This is a genomic window from Aquimarina brevivitae, from assembly GCF_004216895.1.
In the GTDB taxonomy this organism is placed as follows: Bacteria; Bacteroidota; Bacteroidia; order Flavobacteriales; family Flavobacteriaceae; genus Aquimarina; species Aquimarina brevivitae.
This window is the reverse complement of sequence record NZ_SGXE01000002.1, coordinates 1,026,391-1,044,288: the sequence shown is the minus strand read 5'-3', so window position 1 is coordinate 1,044,288 and position 17,898 is coordinate 1,026,391. Positions and strand designations below refer to the sequence as shown.

Below are 17,898 nucleotides of genomic sequence, written 5' to 3'. Positions count from 1 at the left end.
ATGAGTATTAAATTGAATTATGTTTTATATTAAAAATGAATTAAACGATAACCATCGTTTTGTAATTGCACTAAGGCTGTCATAGCGGATAATGCAATACGTATATCAGGTACTAATTGTTCTTTTGTAAGCTTTCGATAATTAGCGGTTTGACCACATAATATGAGCTGCACGTTTTGTTCTGCCAAAGCTTTTAATAGGGGTGTGTTTGGGTTAGAACCCCCATGTTGAACAGCATAAGCATTATCGTTTAGTAAGTCATTAGCGGCATTTCCGTGCACCACCAGTGCTACCTTAATGTGTTGTAAAGGTACTCCGGCAGCAGCATGCATGTTGATAAAACGAGCAGCCGTTTCTAGTAATGGGTTCACCTTGGTAGCATCTTCGAAGGATCTTCCTACATCAAAGACAACCTTAAAATTGTGTTCGGTATTTGTTTTAAAATCAGGGTTATTAACAGTATAGGTTGCCCCGAACTCAGTAATTACTTTACCTGGCGTTTTTTGTTGTCCATACATAAAGCCTACTACAGCTAGCCCCAGAACCAAAAAAGATATAGTTTTCAAACGTTTTTATTTAATTACTTAAGTAAGGTTAACCTGGCATTAGGTCAACATTTGCTTTTTATAAAATCTAATTCTAGATTTTATGTTCCTAAGATATTTAAAAAAACCGTTAACAGAAAACTAAATAACAACTTGAAAAGATCTGATCGGGCTAATGTTTTGTTGTACAATAACTTATTTTAAGTAATGTATTTTACTGTTTGATAAACTTCCCTACGATTTTGTTATTGATTAGTAATATGTAGAGTCCTCTATTCAATCCTTCAACAGGAACAGTTGCATTAGGTACATCTTCGTATACAATTTGACCGTAAGTGTTGACAATTCTAAGATTGATATCTTTTTGTGATAAACCATCTATATGTAAATCGTTGGTGGTGGGATTAGGGTAAAACACAAAAATACTAGATCCTTGGCTCGCATTAAGTTGTGACAAGTCTACTGCAAACGATTCAGAAATATTGGTGCAATCGGACTCGTTAAATACTTCAACACTGTAGTTTCCTACTGCTTCAGGTAAATGACGCTGTGCAGTGGCACCAATAATAGGTTCGTCATCAAGATACCATTGATAAGAGTCGTAAGCGCCATCCGCCGTTAAAAAACGACCATCATTTATTGTAACAACGGGTTGCTGCGGAAGTTCATCAACAACAACAGTGACCGCTGTTCTATTGGCGGTAACACAGTCACCGGCAACACCCTCAACATAATAGGTAGTGGTGGTGGTCAGTTGTGGGGTTTCAAAACTAGCTCCACTAGCCATACTAGTGCCACCCTGTGCTACGGTGTACCATCTGTAGGCATCACTGCCTGACACGTTGAGCTCCAATGATTCCCCAGCACATATATTTTGATCTTCGCCTACAGGCTGAGAGGGAAGGGTAATGGTAATAAAGTTTGCTTTTTGTCTACTGTCCGATCCAACAGTATTAGTTGCTGTTAAGCTTACAGTATAGGTACCACTTTGGTTGTAAGTATGTACAGGGTCTGAGACGTTAGAGGTAGTCCCGTCACCAAAATCCCAAAGGTAGGTGTTAACTGTATTTGCGGTGGTACTTCTGAAGCTAACGATATTACAATCCGTACTGGCTTCGAAATTAACAACAGGAGGTTGTAAGTTATCTCCTGGGATATAACTACCGCTGATCGAATAATTACCTAAAGATGAGTAATCACTATAACCCGTAGAAGGGTTGGAACCATCACCGATACCATCAATTTCTAGATAATAATTACCTTCAGTGAGTTGTGTATTTATGGTTGCACCCATACCCGATTCGGTAGAAGTAGTAACAGTTTCGCCAATGGCGTTTAACACTACAGCTTGTATTTTTAGATTAGGATAATCTGGGTCGGGATTAATAGAAAATTGAACCTCGCCCGTTTCAATAGTAAAAGAAAAATAGTCTTTATCCGTTCGTTGACTGATCAATCCAAAATTCTGTGATGCACTAACGTTTCCATTTCCATCAACTAGTATTGGGGTGGCGTTTTCATAGGTGTCCGCATGATCATCATTTTGAAATCCAACACCTGGATTTGCTGCGATGATAGCAACGTCATCTTCATCATTCGTAGCGCCTGTATATTCACCAAGACTCCAGTGTCCAATCGGTTTACTAGCGCTCCAACCCATAATAGGGCTCCAATCCGCATGACCAGAATAATAGGTGGTTTCGCCCTTACCATCGTGCAATAGTCTAAGGGTATGCCCAATTTCGTGCGAACCTGTTTCGCCAGCAGCTCTGGTAGATAAATTATATACCCAACACGGGTTGTCTCGATTAGAAGCAAAAGAACCGATATAAGCAACACCACCAGAATTCGGTGCGGCATCTTTGGTAGGCGTAAAAATACACATCATTCTTCGATTGGATGGCGCAGCATCGTATAAGGCTCTATTGGTGGTAACATTTAGATTAAAAGGTCTAAAATCTTCTGCCATTATTTTCCAAACTTCTATAATCTTTTGATCCGAAAAGTTAGGCGATTGCGCATCGATTGTAGCGCCACCTAACCAACTGGTTCCTGTGACCAACTCTCCGTCAAAATCGAGATAAATAATACCGGGTGCTCCTGGTAAACTCTCTAATTGGGGAGCCATTTTTGAAAATGTTGTCCCCTTATCATCATTTTTAGTAGTAATGGCTTCAAAATCTACACATAAGATTTTATCAATACTTGTTTTAGTGGCACGTAAAACACCATCTTTGGTCGTATAGAGCTCATAAGCTTCTTTAGTTTTTGTAATTATTAAATTACCTGCAACCTGGTTATTTAAAGCTGTAAGCGTAAAGGTAGATTGTGGTTCATTAAGTAGGTTACCTAAAATTTCAAGCTCTGGTTGCTCTGAATTGTTTATACGATTTACTTTTATAGTTAACGCATTATGTTTAGCAAGTTGAAGCGAAAAAGTCGATTGCTTTGCAGTTTGCAACTGTTGTAAAAAAGCAGGAATGTTGTCTGTGATGATAAAGTCGTTGGTATCCTGAGCGTATAATTTGCTGGTGCACAGTGTTAACACCATAAGGAAACTAGAAATGGTTACTAAAAATTTCATTAGATTCGGTTAAAGTTAGTCTATAAGGGGGAGTATAGTGTCTACAGAACGATGAATAGTTGGGTTTATTGTAACTGTTTTCATAAAAAAACTCCTCTTCAAAAAGGAGTTTACATTTACGTTAGTTAAGCACAATGGATTAGGAAATACTAATAATTCGTTCTAAAGGAATAATCGTCGCTTGTTTTAAAATCACTTCTTTGTCTGTGATTCCCCAAATGGTAGTTTCAACTTTTTTAAATCCTTCGCTATCTACAAAAATGATTTTTACTTTTTGTCGTTCTAGATTACCCAATGAAAGTGCACGTTGTAGCTCTAGGAAGCGATCAATCTGATCTTTTCTTTTTTCGAGTACTTCTTCTTTAGGAAAGGAAAGCGATTTAATGGATTCTTTTTTTACAGTCTGTACGTTGATTTTATTTGGGGCCATAACAAGTAAAGTTTATTTGATAAAAAGATTGTAGTAATCTTGACTCTTAATTAGCTGTTTAAATATAATGCTTTTTATCTAAATAATTAACTTTTAAACTGATATTTTTTCAATAAAATTATTTAATTGTAAGAAAATTCTTTATTCATAACCGATAAAAGCTTCTTTAGCCTCCAATACAGCAGAAACAAAACTTTTAAATTCAGGGTACTCCTGGGGTAAAATGTTTTCTTTATCGGTTACTGCATTGATCATAACTTTAAGGTGATTATCATTAACCAACTCGTAATTGATAGAATAGTGATGTTTTTTAAAACTTAAACTTTGATTCTTTGGAATTTCCGTAAATCGCTGTGATTTTTCAATGTAAATATCATATTCGGTTATGTAACGGTCTACATTTTCATATTTATTATATACAATTGGATATTTGCGTTCCTCTTCATTGATAATGTGAGTGCTGTAGGCCGAAGAAATATTAGGGATTTGAATAATTTTTGTCTTTCCTATTTTATTTATTTTCTCATTTGCTGTGATCGCAGTCGAAAACTTTAGATTCGATTGTTTAATGTCTTTATTGATATTATAAATGGTGTCAATTTTGATTTGAGATCCTAATGTATTTGAAAAATTTTCGAAGATGGTCTTTTTTACGACATCATAATTTGGTTCTGCAAATACACCTTTATAGTAAGAAGTGATAGCGCCTTCAAAACTACTAGATACTTCAATTTTTTGCTTATCCGTATTGACCATCATATTGACATTATTCTTATACACTGAAGGTGTTTTATTTATTTTATTTAGTTTAAACAACTCATAAGTGTCCTTGTTATTGGTAGTCATAAATGGAATTTCTAAGGCCGTAGCATTCTCCAAAGACACTGGTAGTGATTTATAGGGAAGATTTTTATCTGTAAGTTCTAAAAACTGATCGCCTTGATCTAACTTGACTTTTACAATACAATGGTTAAAATTTTGACTCGGCAACACCAAAGATTGTTCCCCATTATCGGAGGTGAGGATCAAAACTAGATTAGCATCTAAGCCAGCTTTTTCGGCTAGTGTAACAAAAAGCGTGGAAAAATCTTTACAATCTCCAAGTTTACTGGAAATGGTTTTTGAGGGTTTTTGAGGAATGTACCCACTTTGTCTAAAACTTACATAGCTATAGTTAAAGTTATCCATGATATAATAATAGATACGTTTGGCTATTTCATTTTTAGATAGGTTTTTAATTCCCGATGGAAAAATGGAGGCAAATGTTTTTTCTACTGTAGGATTACTTTCCATTTGGGAACGCACTAAATCTGAATACCAAAATGCGATCTCATTCCAACTCTCTATGGTGCTGATATGAAGATATCGTGCTATATCCACATCCTGAGGCATAAAATACTCTTGCTGACTTAGCGTACTGCTATTATCTAAGCTCCATTGATAAATTAGCTGATCTCCTTCTTGCTCTTTGGTAAAGGAAAGTTCACCATTCGTTACCTTATATTTAATTTTTTTATCCTGTGGGGCAATTAAGATATATTTAGTTTTTAAACAAGGGTGAAAAGAATCAAATTGATAATAATCTACAAAATCACGATAAAAGCGTCCACTTCCTCCAAAATATGACTCATAACTGATGAGTACTACATCACCAACGGATAGTCCATTAAATACAAAATTAGAACCACTTCGCTCTGCAGGTACAATAGACCCATTAGGTTTAACGATTTCGGATTTTACAATACTGTAGCCGCCTGTGAGTCCCAGATCATATTCTTTAAAATTTTCTACTCCAGCATTAGCTGTAATTTCATACATATAGGTATGTTTCGATTTCCCACCACTTTCTGGATATAGTAAGGTAACAGCTTCATCTAATAAAATGGTAAAGCCGTGGTTATTGGAGATGTTTTTGTTACGATTGATTTCTATATAAGAATAAACATCATTTGTAACATAGGATTCTATAATGTCTTTTTCATTGGTTAAATCACTAATTTTATTGCGTAGTGATCTGTTATTACTATTAAACCCAAGAGCGGTTTTGTAAGCTTGTAATGCCTCATTCTTCTTTTGCAATTGTAATAAAGCATCTCCTTTTTGTTTAAATAACATAGAGGAGTATGGGTAGTTTTGTAAGGCAAGCTCAATGTAGTGTAGTGAAGCTTTGTATTGATTATGCTTTTGTAACTGCGCAATAAGATCAATAAGGGCGTAATTATCACCGGGAATATTATTTTGAAAATTTTGTAAAAGGGCAGTTGCCTTATCCTCTTCGCCCGATTTATTATAAAACTTAACCAGTTTTAATAAGGTGCTATAGCTTAGGTAGTTATTTGTGATGTACTCTAATAACTCTTTTTCTTTTTGTTTATCATTATGTATGATAGTATATAAAGTGCCATAGGTGGTCAGCATTTTGATCCATTGCTGTTCTTTAGCTTTCTTAATAATGCTGGTTAGCTCTTTCTTAGCAGTTTCTCGATCTGATTTTCTTAGTGATAATAGAATTTTGGCAGATTCCTTAAGAATATATTGATCTGTGGCATTAGCTAATTTGTTTAAGAACTCTTCCAATTCATTAATATCCATATGAGATAATTTGGATTGATCCTGAAATTGATACAAAATGGATAAATAATAGTTTTCATCATCCAACTCCATATTTTTTCGCAGTTCCTGTACGGTAGTATATTCTTCCTCAAGCTGATAGCAGATGATCAATAAATTTCGGAGCAATGAACTCTTTGGATAATCGGCCTGTAGCGGTGTTATTAACCCTTTGGCTTCTTCAAATTTTGAATTTCTCAAGTAGGTTAAAATTAACGCATATCTATGAAAAAAGTCATTAGGATTCTGAGCCAGTTTGTTTTTAAAAAATCGCTCAATGCTATGATCTAATGGTTTTGGATCTATTTGCGCTACAGAACTTTTGTTATATTCTTTATAAGCAGTGGTATAGCTAAGATTCGTAATTGGATTACAGAGGGTGTCAGTAATTCGAACCATAAAATAGCTCTCACTGTTGCTTTCTGCATTTTTGATTAACAATCTGTTTGTCCCTTTTGGTAAATTGACAGCTACATTATAAGCGTCCAGGTCGGTTGTTACATCTTTGTTATTGCTGTAAATTTCAACGTCATTTAGCCATAGTTTAAACTTTCCCGAGTTTCCGATGCGGAGTACTACTTTCTGCTCGTTGGGATTAGATATAAAGGTTTGTGCATAATTGACCCCGTGGCCGTATTCGGAGTGGTTACTAAAAAACTGGTATCCTTCTGTATTGCTATGTGGTGCATTATACCAATTTACATATCCATTGCCATTAGTGTCAAACTGTGGAGTGCTTTTGGCAATCGACTCTGGTGGATAGGGGATATCCAATCCACTTTTATTTAAATTTTCGAATACGCCACAAAATTGCCATTCTTTGATGGCAGACATTTGTTGCTGTAAAGCGTAATAGGTTTCCCAGTCGTTGGCATCTCTAGCGATAATAGACTTAAGATAGGTCAAGGCTTCTTTTACGGTTTTATCCTGTATTGTAGAGGGGTCTATCGCTAACGCCCTATTTTTAGTTTCTTTTGTAAATCCGGATTCTAAGTAATCGCTAAATACAAAAGGTTTATTCCAAAATGCATATAAGTAATACTCAAAATCGGTAAAGCTGCTTAATTGTTGAATAAAATCTTTCTCCACAGCAAAGATCCCATTTTCCATACGCAACAGTTTGTGTGATAGAAGGAGTGTAAGTTCTTCTTTGGCAGCAGTATTTTTGGTGAAATTTTCTAATGCAGCTTCCCTTTTGTTTTGCAGCAATAACTCCCAGTATTTTTGATCAGTGTGTTGAGAATGTAGGGTACTGGATAGCACCAAGCATAGTAGAAACAGAATGTAACTATTCTTCATATAAGTAGGTTATTATAAGGAAAGATAAGTGGGGCTTATCTAACTGCCAATATACTAAAACTTTACGTATTTTATAAATTTAAATGTATCGTTGATGTTTTGTTTATAAGTATGTAGGGTTAGAGTTTAATAAAATTGAGATTATAAGTAAATTTCGCCTTTAAAAAATATTACAAGTTTGGAAGAGTATTTAGCTGAATTGAATGATGCCCAAAGAGCGCCTGTATTGCAGAAAGAAGGACCAATGATTGTAATTGCCGGAGCAGGATCCGGAAAAACCCGAGTGCTTACCTATCGCATAGCCTATTTGATGCATAAAGGTGTAGATCCCTTTAATATATTGGCATTGACTTTTACCAATAAGGCAGCCCGAGAAATGAAAAAACGGATTGCTGATATTGTAGGGGCGAGCGAATCAAAAAACCTATGGATGGGAACGTTTCACTCTATATTTGCCAAAATTTTGCGTTTTGAAGCGGATAAATTAGGGTACCCTTCTAATTTTACGATTTATGATACCCAGGACTCTCAACGTTTGGTGGCTTCTATCATTAAAGAAATGGGCTTGGATAAGGATATTTATAAATACAAGCAGGTATACTCTAGAATATCGTCTTATAAAAATAGTTTAATAACGGTTAAAGCTTATTTTCAGAATCCTGAATTGATGGAGTCTGATGCCATGGCAAAACGCCCTCGATTAGGTGATATTTATCAAAACTATGTGGATCGTTGCTTTAAAGCGGGGGCAATGGATTTTGATGATTTGTTATTAAAAACCAATGAGCTGCTCAATCGATTTCCTGAGGTATTATCAAAATATCAAGATCGTTTTCGATACATACTGGTTGATGAGTACCAGGATACCAATCACTCTCAATATCTTATTGTAAGAGCCTTATCGGATCGTTTTCAGAATATCTGTGTGGTGGGAGATGATGCACAGAGTATTTATGCGTTTAGAGGTGCTAATATCAATAACATTCTGAATTTTCAACGCGACTATGATAATGTACAACAATATCGATTAGAGCAAAATTATCGCTCTACAAAGAATATTGTGCAAGCCGCTAATTCGGTTATTGATAAAAATAAAACCAAACTAGATAAGGTAGTTTGGACGGCAAATGATGATGGTCCAAAAATCATCGTGAATAGATTATTGACAGATGGGGATGAAGGACGTTTTGTTGCCAGTTCTATCTTTGAAAACCAAATGCAACATCAATTGCCCAATGGTGATTTTGCGGTGTTATACCGTACCAACGCCCAATCTAGAGCTATAGAAGACGCCCTAAGAAAACGAGATATCAAATATCGTATTTATGGTGGCCTTTCTTTTTATCAGCGCAAAGAGATAAAAGATGTTTTAGCCTATCTCAGATTAGTAATTAATCCTAGGGATGAAGAGGCGCTTAAACGCGTTATCAATTATCCTACCAGAGGAATTGGGAATACTACAGTCAATAAATTAATCGTAGCAGCCAATCATTATGATCGTTCTATTTTTGAGGTGATTGAAAACCTGGATAGGATCAATTTAAAGATAAATACCTCTACCAAAAATCGTCTGGAAAACTTTATGAATATGATCAAAAGTTTTCAGATTGCCAATGAAACCTCTAATGCCTTCGTTTTAGCTGAAATGGTAGCTAAGAAAACAGGATTACTTTTAGAGTTAAAAAAGGATACCACACCAGAGGGGGTTGCACGTATTGAAAATATTGAAGAATTACTTAATGGTATTCGTGATTTTGTGGAAGGACAAAAGGAAGTGGCTGATGCTAGGGGTGCGCTTACAGAGTTTTTAGAAGATGTGGCGCTGGCAACAGACTTAGATCAGGATAAAGGCGATGATGACCGGGTAGCATTAATGACCATACATCTGGCAAAAGGGTTGGAGTTTCCGTATGTGTATATTGTAGGTATGGAGGAAGATCTTTTTCCATCGGGGATGAGTATGAATACCCGAAGTGAACTAGAAGAGGAGCGACGGTTATTTTATGTAGCGCTTACCAGAGCCGAAAAACAAGCCTATTTGACTTATACGCAGTCCAGATATCGATGGGGTAAATTGGTAGATGCCGAACCCAGTCGATTTATAGAGGAGATTGATGACACCTATTTAGAATACCTGACACCTGTAGACGATTATCGTTATAAACCACTCATTGATTCTGATATATTTGGTGAAGTAGATAAAAGTAAATTACGTCTTAAAAAGCCAGTTTCTGGAACACCTCCGACAAGTCACAAGCCTACGGAGGAGCAGTTGCGTAAACTGCGAAAATTAAGACCGGCTACGACTAATGATGCTGCAACTAGTAAATCCAATTTATTCGATTCTGATCTTGTTCCTGGAACGGTGGTAGAACATATGCGTTTTGGAAGAGGTAAAGTACTTAAGGTAGAAGGAGTGGGACAGGATAAAAAGGCTGAGATTAATTTCGAAAATGGGGGTATAAAAAAACTTTTATTACGTTTCGCCAAGCTTAAGGTGTTATAGCCGTCTTTTTGCCACGGAGTTTTTTTACACTTAGATAAAATAATGAGTATCTTTACTATAAAAATACTGCATGGCTGAATATGTAAGGATATATAATGAAAACCCAAACCCAAAAGAAATCAAAAAGGTGGTGGATTGTCTGCGCGATGGTGGACTTATTATTTACCCTACAGATACCGTGTATGGTTTAGGTTGTGATATTACCAATAATCGCGCTTTAGAAAAAGTTGCCCACATCAAGGGCGTAAAATTGGAGAAAGCCAATTTTTCTTTTATTTGTGAAGATTTGAGTAATCTTTCTGATTATGTACGACAAATTGATACGGCAACATTTAAAATTTTGAAACGTGCATTGCCTGGACCTTACACTTTTATTTTGCCTGGCAGTAATAAATTACCTACTGTATTTAAAAAAAAGAAGACCGTTGGTATACGGGTGCCGGATAATAATATTTGCAAAGCTATTGTTAATACATTAGGGAACCCCATTGTATCCACTTCTATATATGATGAGGATGAAGTGATAGAATATACTACTGATCCAGAACTTATATTAGAAAAATGGGATAATCTGGTAGATATGGTAATTGATGGGGGTTATGGAGATAACATTCCTTCCACCATAATAGATCTTACTGGACCAGAACCAGAATTAATAAGGGAAGGAAAAGGGGCTACCGAGTTGCTCTAACATTTAAAAAACCACATAATTTAATTCATTACGATAGGCACTTGGTGTTCTGCCTGTAAATTTTTTGAATTGTTTGGTAAAGTGCGAAAAATTAGAAAACCCACTTTCAAAACAGATATCGGTTATGCTGATTCGTTTTTCATGTAATAGCTTAGCGGCATGTACTAATCGGTATTCATTGACAAACTGTATAAACGTTTTTCCCGTAATTTTTTTAAAGTATCTGCAAAACCCCGGAACACTCATACTGACCAAATCAGCTATTTCTTCTAACGGAATAGCGCGTGTAAATTCCTCCTGCACAAAATTAAATATTTGATTGATTCGATCATTATCCTGTATGCCTGTTTCGAGACTATAACCTTCAGCATTAAGAATAGTATATTGTTTTGTAGCACTCATATCTTGTAAGACGTCTAATAGACCCAATAATTTCTCAAAAGAAGAAAGACCTTGTAAGGCTTCAATTTTAGTCCCAATTGCTCTCTTGGCAGCGGCGTGAAAAACAATTCCTTTCTTAGCATTGTTCAATAATCGTTGTATCTCTTTCATTTCTGGGGCCTTAAAAAAACCCGAGCCTAGAAAATCAGGCATCATCTGAATCACGGTTTCATAACTATTACCAGTAAACCGATCGGTCAAACCACAATGCGGTAGGTTAGAACCAATCAGCATTAATGCACCATTTCGGTAAAAGGATACGTGGCTTCCAATTTGTTGCTTACCCGTACCTCCATTAACGTATACAATTTCGATTTCAGGGTGATAGTGCCAGATAGGATCCTTATTCTTTTTTTCTTTAGAAAAGGTTTCATAATGAAAGGAAGACCCGAATTCGGGTACAATCTTTTCTAGATAGGGCTTTTGCTTGGTGTTTTTAATGGTTTTCATTGCAAAGGTATTAGCTTACGAATATGTGCTTCCAAAAGCAGTATTTTGACAAAAAATCAGTTAGGTTTTTGCTAAATTATATGGTTTAATGTTAAAGAAATACAATATACTAAATTAATATGTTTTAAATTGACTTTAAACTATCTAATTATATAGTAAAAATGCTAATATAGCACATAAATAGGCAAATATAATTGTATTTGTCGATATACAATAGACGTACATTTGCCCTGTAATTCATTAACCACAAAAACCGAGAATTATGAGAAGAATGATTAAAACTTTTGTATTGATATGTACTGCATTGGTTACATTAAACGCTAATGCTTCAGACATTTTATCTGTTAAGATTGAAAACGAATCCACCATACACGTGTCGTTAGAACACGCCCTAAAAGGTCAAAAATTATACTTAAAGAACTATGAAGGAGAGGTATTGTTTACGATGACTTTAGCGGCGGACCAATCTTTTCAAAAAACGTTTGATCTTACCCTAGTAAAGGATGGTATATACTTTGTAGAAACAGAAACAGCTTTTGACATTAAAGTAACTCCAGTGGTAAAGAACGCTCAAGGAGTCGCTCTTATTGATACTTCAGTAAAGTTGTTATTTAAACCTACCATTAAAGTCAAAAAAGGTATGATCCATATTTTATTCAATAATATTGAAGGAAATAAAGTAACCCTTTCTATCAACGATGAAGAAGGAATTGAGCTTCACGAGGAGCAAATATCTAATCAGGAATATGTTATCAAACGTGCATTTAATTTTGCCGAAGTTCCTTCTGGTAAGTATACGATTCACTTTACTACCGGGGACCGTACTTTTAAAGAAGAGGTAAGTATTTAAAATATAAGATTAAGCTTATAAAAGTAAATCCGGGTGTTGTACTACCCGGATTTTTTAGTATACAATTATTCCAAATCTTCTAATTCGTTTTCTATTTCTTTGAGTTCATCAATGGACTCTTCTTTACTTTCTTCTTCTTTTTGCTCAAATTTCTGATCAGTTGCCACTTCGTCTTTTACCCATAAAAACTTGGTACTACTTACTACAATGATCAAAATACTTATGGCTAACAGTCCTAGCGGAAAAACTTTGTTTTTCTCTTGTTTTTTAGATAGGTAGTAGGCTAAAGCTGCAGTAATAAGTGAAAATACTCCTGGTAATACGGCCAATGATCCAAATGGTAGTATTGCCATTAGGGTACCAATGGTAACCGCAATTATTGTTAAGGTTAAAAATAAGGTTCTCATTTCATTAATTTTTTAATCCTGAGGCACTTGATAAGGTTAGTATACCATTACCGGCAGGTATACTAAATTTAATTAATACCGGTACTTTGTTCTTGTCTGCAGTAAGGTAGATAATATTCTCGTTTTTTCCTTTCAAGGCTTTGTTAGAGGAGTTAATCGCAATTTTGTAACACATTTTATTACCAAAAACGGTAGTGTTTACGTTTTCTTTACCTAATAGCGAAAGTGTAACCCCTTGCACTTTTCTGTCGAACAGCAAGTTAAGTTGATGCGTACTACCTACTGGTGCTTTATCGATATCCATATTTCTTATGTGATATAAGGTGGTTACCACATCAAAAGTACTAGCCTTCATAGGTAATGATTGCGTAGTTGGCTTATTTTGCCTCCGTTGCATGGTAGCTTTGATCGTTTTATTTTTGTTGTTGTATACGTATTTTTCCATTTTAACATAGCCGCCTTCATCAATATTACGTTTATATAAATAAGGAGCGAGGTTATTTGGGTTTACATAGGATTCGTACAAATCTCTAATTTTAAAAAATGAATCCCATTTGGAATAGGTTGCCGCATTACACTTTAGTCTTAGGTAATTATTCTTGCCTGTGTTTACGGGTTCCGTTGTCATGGAAACCTGAGCTATATTGGTAAGCAAACCAGACATATTGTAGGAGGCTGTGTAGGTAAGTTTTTCGTTTGATCCGATAGCGGTGTTTTGCTGTGCAATGGTTTGTAAACTTATTACAGTCAGGCAAAGGAGGATAAATTGTTTCATAAAGTGCAGGTATAATAAAAGGCTGATCGCATTAAACGATCAGCCTTCAAATATAAAATATTCTTTTAAAGTCAGAAATTAATTTCCTCCTTCAGTCGCTTTTTTCATACCTTCTTCGATCATATTGTAGAACTGATCTAATTTTGGTAATACCACGATTCTTGTTCTTCTGTTTTTAGCTCTGTTTTCAGCAGTACTATTATCAGCTACAGGTACATAATAACTTCTACCAGCAGCGGTCATACGCTTAGGCTCAACACCAAAATCATTTTGTAAAATTCGAACTACAGCAGTTGCACGTTTTACACTTAGATCCCAGTTGTCTTTAATTCCAGAAGCTTTGATTGGAACATTATCTGTATGGCCTTCTACTAAGAATTCGATGTCTGGCTTATCGTTCACTACTTTAGCAACTTTACCTAACACTTCTCTTGCTCTTGTAGAAACATTGTAACTGCCGCTCTTGAATAATAATTTATCTGATATAGATACATAAACTACTCCTTTTTCAACATTTACTTGAATGTCTTCATCGGCAAGATTACCTAAAGCTCCTTTAAGACTTGTTACTAATGCTAAAGTCACAGAATCTTTTTTATTCATTGCCTCATTCATAGTTTTGATCTGCATATCTTTTTCTTTGATACTTTCTAAAGAGCGCTCTAAGTTTTCTGCTTCTTTAGTAGAAAGTGTAGCAAGATCTCCTACATTATTTAATAATGCAGCATTTGTATTTTTAAGGCTGTTTATTTGATCTTTTAAAACTTCAACTTCAGACGAAGTACTTGCCTTTTCTTCTAAACAAGTATTTAGTTTAACAGTTGCAGTATTTAATAAGTCTTGTGTTTCTTTTTGCTTTGCTTCTAGTTCTGCATATTTTTTTTGAGATACACAAGAAGAAAGTAAAATGGCCATCGAGGCCCCAATAATCATCGCTTTTTTCATTAGGTTATTTGTTTTTAGTCCTATTAGGTTATTAACTCAAAATTATTAAAAATGTTACGCAATGCTATAGCATTAACAATAATTTAATGGTTATCAACCGGTAATTGATCAAATTTTATGTTTTTGTAAATATAATACTGAATTATAACGGAGGAAATAAGATAATATTTTTTAGTAGCCCATCTTTTTTTCCTTTTATTTACAAGTATTCTCAAGTTTTTATAAAAATCAAAGTGTGCTTGTAATATAGCAATAAAATGAGAAAATTTCCCCTCAAAAACAAATTTGATTCCTGCAATTCCATCTAATACTAATCGTACAAAAATGATCCAGAGCACTTGGCTACCGTTTACATTCTTGACCAGATTGTACAAACTATTTCTAAAATTGAGCTTTGTTTTTTTAGGATTCATAACATTTAAGGTAGCTCCGCCGAGGTGATAAACAGTTGAAGTTCCGATATACATAGTTTGGTACCCTAAATTACTAACACGCCAACAGAGGTCGATTTCTTCTTGATGGGCAAAATAATCTTCGTCAAATTTCCCAGCTTCTTCAAAAATGGGTTTTCTAATAAATAAGCAAGCTCCACTTGCCCAAAATATCTCTTGACGATCGTCAAACTGCCCTTGATCTTCTTCGAGCGTATCAAAAATTCTTCCTCTACAGAACGGATAACCATATTTGTCAATATACCCACCAGCTGCTCCGGCATATTCAAAATGTGTTTTTTGTTTGTAATCCAGGATTTTAGGTTGAATAATAGCTGTATTGGGATACTCCTCAAACTCCTTAAGGATAGGCGTTAACCAATTTTTGGTAACCTCTACATCGCTATTGAGCAAACAATAAATATCAGCTTCTATGTGCTCTAAGGCTTCATTATATCCCTTGGCATAACCTCCGTTAGTTGTATTTTGAACTATAATCACTGAAGGAAAATTAGTTTGGATAAATTGAACCGAGTTATCAGTAGATGCATTATCCGCTACATAGATGGTAGCTTCAGGAGAGTTTTTGATCACAGAAGGTAAAAACTCTTCTAATAATTGGGCTCCGTTCCAGTTTAATATGACAACTGCTAGTTTCACGTACTAAGGGTTAATTTAGGGTTTGTTGTTGGTAATTGGGTAATTCTTGTAGAAAATCATAACGTTCATTTTGATAATCCATTTTGCAATAATAATGGTTCAGCCCATTGGTAATCATCAAAAAGTCTGCATTTAATGCCAAATTATACCGTGCAATTTGATCAAAAGTATCTTGCGTGATAGGCACAGATGGTGCCTTGCATTCTACCACAACATTTATCTTACCATTGGGATGAAATATGATGACATCATAGCGTTTGGTTAAGCTATTTATTTTGATTGCTTTTTCGATATTCATCAAACTTTTGGGATACTGCTTTTCTTCTTTCAAATACATTACGGTATGCTGCCTTACCCATTCTTCGGGTGTTAGGATAACAAACTTTTTACGAATATCATCAAAAATAGCTATTTTATTTTCGCTACTTTTGAGCCTAAATTGATAGGGCGGAAAGTTGAGCTTTTGCATAGTACAAATTTGATGATTTTTTCTTAATGGATGAAGTAATACATATTGTTAATGATTTAAAGAAAAGAAATTTCAAGCCGATTTATTTTTTAATGGGGGAGGAGCCTTATTATATAGACCGAATTTCGGAATTTATTGATAAACACGTATTGACTGAAGAAGAGCGTGGCTTCAATCAAATGACATTGTATGGTAGGGATGTAAGTGTGGATGAAATTGTATCCAATGCCAAGCGCTACCCTATGATGGCAGAGCACCAGGTGGTTATAGTAAAGGAAGCACAGGAGTTATCCCGAACCATTGAGAAATTAGCAGATTATGCCGAAAATCCACAACAATCAACCATTTTGGTATTATGTTATAAGTATAAAAAGATAGATAAACGTAAAAAACTGTATAAAACGGTTGCTAAAAACGGGGTGATATTCGAAAGTAAAAAGCTCTATGAAAATCAAGTAGCAGATTGGATACGACGGGTACTTTCTGGTTCCAATTATAGTATAGCTCCTAAAGCGGCACAGATGCTGGTTGAATTTTTAGGGACAGATCTTGGTAAAATCAATAATGAGTTAGAAAAACTTAAATTAATATTACCAAAAGGCACCACTATTTCTCCAGACCATATCGAAGAAAATATCGGAATAAGTAAAGAATTCAATAACTTTGAGTTACGTAAAGCTATTGGCGAAAAGGATCGTATTAAAGCATTTAGAATCATTACCTATTTTGCACAAAACCCCAAGGATAACCCACTTGTAGTCACCATATCCTTATTGCATAGTTTTTTCTCGCAATTATTAAAGTACCACGGCTTGTCGGATAAATCCTCTAAAAGTGTTGCTGCAGCCTTAAAAATTAATCCCTATTTTACCAGTGACTATTCCACGGCTGCCAACAACTATCCTATGAAACGCGTTAGTCATACCATTGGATTGTTGCGAGATGCAGATGTAAAAAGTAAGGGCGTAGGAGCAGCAAATCTATCTCAAGGAGATATCTTGAAAGAGCTCTTGGTTAAAATCATGGAGTAAATCCCACATTTTAAACTTTTGGATTGGTTGCAAAAACTGTAGCCTCTGTAATAAATCCGCGATCATCCATACTTAATAAACTTGCAATGGTATGTGCAATTTCCTCTCCACGTAATTTGGTTTCTTGTTCTGCTGCGGTATACTGTTTTTCTTTTTTATTGTTATCCACTCGGTTATCAGAAAAACTAGTCATCACTTCACTTGGGTTTACCTGCATCACTCGGATGTTGTGCGGCCTTAATTCATTACGCCAGCTTTCGGTCATACCTCGCAAGGCAAATTTGGTAGCCACATAAGGCGAAGCCGTAGGCGAACCTTTCAATGAGGATGTAGAACCAATGTTGATAATATTACCGTAGTCTTGATCTACAAAAATCTTAGCACATTCTCTAGCACAAAGTGCTGCCCCAACAATATTAGTATCCAATTGATCTCTGAGCTTTTGAGGTTCAATATCGACCAGGTTTGCCACATAACCATAACCGGCATTATTGATTAATACGTTAAGACCATTCATGCGTGAAGCGGCTTGCTCAACCATACGTACAACTTCTTCTTCCTGGGTCACGTCTGCCTGTATGTAGCCTAGCTCAAGTTCTTTTGCGGTACCTTCTAAAGTTTCTTTATTTCGACCAGCAATAATAACTTCTGCTCCTTTATCCTTTAGTAATTTAGCGGTGGCTTTTCCTATACCTGAGTTACCGCCAGTGATTAAAATTTTTGCTTCTTTGAGATTCATGTGGTATCTATTTTACTGTCAAAGGTAAAATAACT

Annotated in this window: 15 protein-coding genes; 4 read left to right on the top strand and 11 right to left on the bottom strand. The window is 35.3% G+C overall.

Features of this window, described 5'->3' with window-relative positions:
* Positions 1 to 29 precede the first annotated feature (29 nt).
* From EV197_RS12395 to EV197_RS12380, 4 genes are all read right to left on the bottom strand, one after another.
* Positions 30 to 566 (bottom strand): DsrE family protein, encoded by a 537-nt coding sequence (locus EV197_RS12395; RefSeq protein WP_130287077.1) that lies wholly within the window; start codon positions 564 to 566, stop codon positions 30 to 32.
* A 193-nt stretch (positions 567 to 759) separates the two neighbouring features.
* A complete protein-coding gene (locus tag EV197_RS12390; RefSeq protein ID WP_130287076.1) occupies positions 760 to 3,129 on the bottom strand; it encodes an Ig-like domain-containing protein in 2,370 nt (789 codons plus the stop codon).
* A 139-nt stretch (positions 3,130 to 3,268) separates the two neighbouring features.
* Positions 3,269 to 3,559, bottom strand: coding sequence for a hypothetical protein (locus EV197_RS12385; protein ID WP_130287075.1), 291 nt, complete (start codon positions 3,557 to 3,559; stop codon positions 3,269 to 3,271).
* Between the two features lie 141 nt (positions 3,560 to 3,700).
* Entirely contained in the window at positions 3,701 to 7,468 is a 3,768-nt protein-coding gene (locus EV197_RS12380; RefSeq protein ID WP_130287074.1) for a transglutaminase domain-containing protein, read from the bottom strand.
* A 178-nt stretch (positions 7,469 to 7,646) separates the two neighbouring features.
* Here EV197_RS12380 and EV197_RS12375 point away from each other — a divergent pair, with 178 nt between their 5' ends.
* Together EV197_RS12375 and EV197_RS12370 are read left to right on the top strand one after the other, a co-directional pair.
* The gene (locus EV197_RS12375) at positions 7,647 to 9,974 is read left to right on the top strand and encodes an ATP-dependent helicase (RefSeq protein ID WP_130287073.1); all 2,328 of its coding nucleotides are present in this window, start codon (positions 7,647 to 7,649) and stop codon (positions 9,972 to 9,974) included.
* A gap of 70 nt (positions 9,975 to 10,044) precedes the next feature.
* Positions 10,045 to 10,665: an L-threonylcarbamoyladenylate synthase gene (locus EV197_RS12370; RefSeq protein ID WP_130287072.1), complete on the top strand. Its 621-nt coding sequence runs from the start codon at positions 10,045 to 10,047 to the stop codon at positions 10,663 to 10,665.
* Positions 10,666 to 10,668: 3 nt separating this feature from the next.
* Here EV197_RS12370 and EV197_RS12365 read toward each other — a convergent pair whose 3' ends face one another.
* Positions 10,669 to 11,556, bottom strand: a complete 888-nt coding sequence (locus EV197_RS12365) for an AraC family transcriptional regulator (protein ID WP_130287071.1) — start codon at positions 11,554 to 11,556, stop codon at positions 10,669 to 10,671.
* Positions 11,557 to 11,818: 262 nt separating this feature from the next.
* On the opposite strand from EV197_RS12365, the gene EV197_RS12360 reads away from it, so the two are divergent.
* On the top strand, positions 11,819 to 12,406 hold the full coding sequence (locus EV197_RS12360; protein ID WP_130287070.1) for a hypothetical protein: 588 nt from the start codon (positions 11,819 to 11,821) through the stop codon (positions 12,404 to 12,406).
* A gap of 65 nt (positions 12,407 to 12,471) precedes the next feature.
* Here the strand turns inward: EV197_RS12360 and EV197_RS12355 are convergent, their stop codons facing one another.
* From EV197_RS12355 to EV197_RS12335, 5 genes are all read right to left on the bottom strand, one after another.
* Entirely contained in the window at positions 12,472 to 12,813 is a 342-nt protein-coding gene (locus EV197_RS12355; RefSeq protein ID WP_130287069.1) for a hypothetical protein, read from the bottom strand.
* A 4-nt stretch (positions 12,814 to 12,817) separates the two neighbouring features.
* Entirely contained in the window at positions 12,818 to 13,588 is a 771-nt protein-coding gene (locus EV197_RS12350) for a DUF3108 domain-containing protein (protein ID WP_130287068.1), read from the bottom strand.
* A gap of 78 nt (positions 13,589 to 13,666) precedes the next feature.
* Complete coding sequence (locus EV197_RS12345) at positions 13,667 to 14,533, bottom strand: OmpA/MotB family protein (protein WP_130287067.1); 867 nt, start codon at positions 14,531 to 14,533, stop codon at positions 13,667 to 13,669.
* An 83-nt stretch (positions 14,534 to 14,616) separates the two neighbouring features.
* The gene (locus EV197_RS12340; protein WP_130287066.1) at positions 14,617 to 15,624 is read right to left on the bottom strand and encodes a glycosyltransferase family 2 protein; all 1,008 of its coding nucleotides are present in this window, start codon (positions 15,622 to 15,624) and stop codon (positions 14,617 to 14,619) included.
* Between the two features lie 10 nt (positions 15,625 to 15,634).
* Entirely contained in the window at positions 15,635 to 16,093 is a 459-nt protein-coding gene (locus EV197_RS12335) for a type I restriction enzyme HsdR N-terminal domain-containing protein (RefSeq protein ID WP_130287065.1), read from the bottom strand.
* A 26-nt stretch (positions 16,094 to 16,119) separates the two neighbouring features.
* Here EV197_RS12335 and holA point away from each other — a divergent pair, with 26 nt between their 5' ends.
* Positions 16,120 to 17,124 (top strand): DNA polymerase III subunit delta, encoded by a 1,005-nt coding sequence (gene holA / locus EV197_RS12330; protein WP_130287064.1) that lies wholly within the window; start codon positions 16,120 to 16,122, stop codon positions 17,122 to 17,124.
* A 10-nt stretch (positions 17,125 to 17,134) separates the two neighbouring features.
* On the opposite strand, the gene EV197_RS12325 is transcribed toward holA, so the two are convergent.
* Positions 17,135 to 17,863 (bottom strand): SDR family oxidoreductase, encoded by a 729-nt coding sequence (locus tag EV197_RS12325; RefSeq protein WP_130287063.1) that lies wholly within the window; start codon positions 17,861 to 17,863, stop codon positions 17,135 to 17,137.
* Positions 17,864 to 17,898 lie beyond the last annotated feature (35 nt).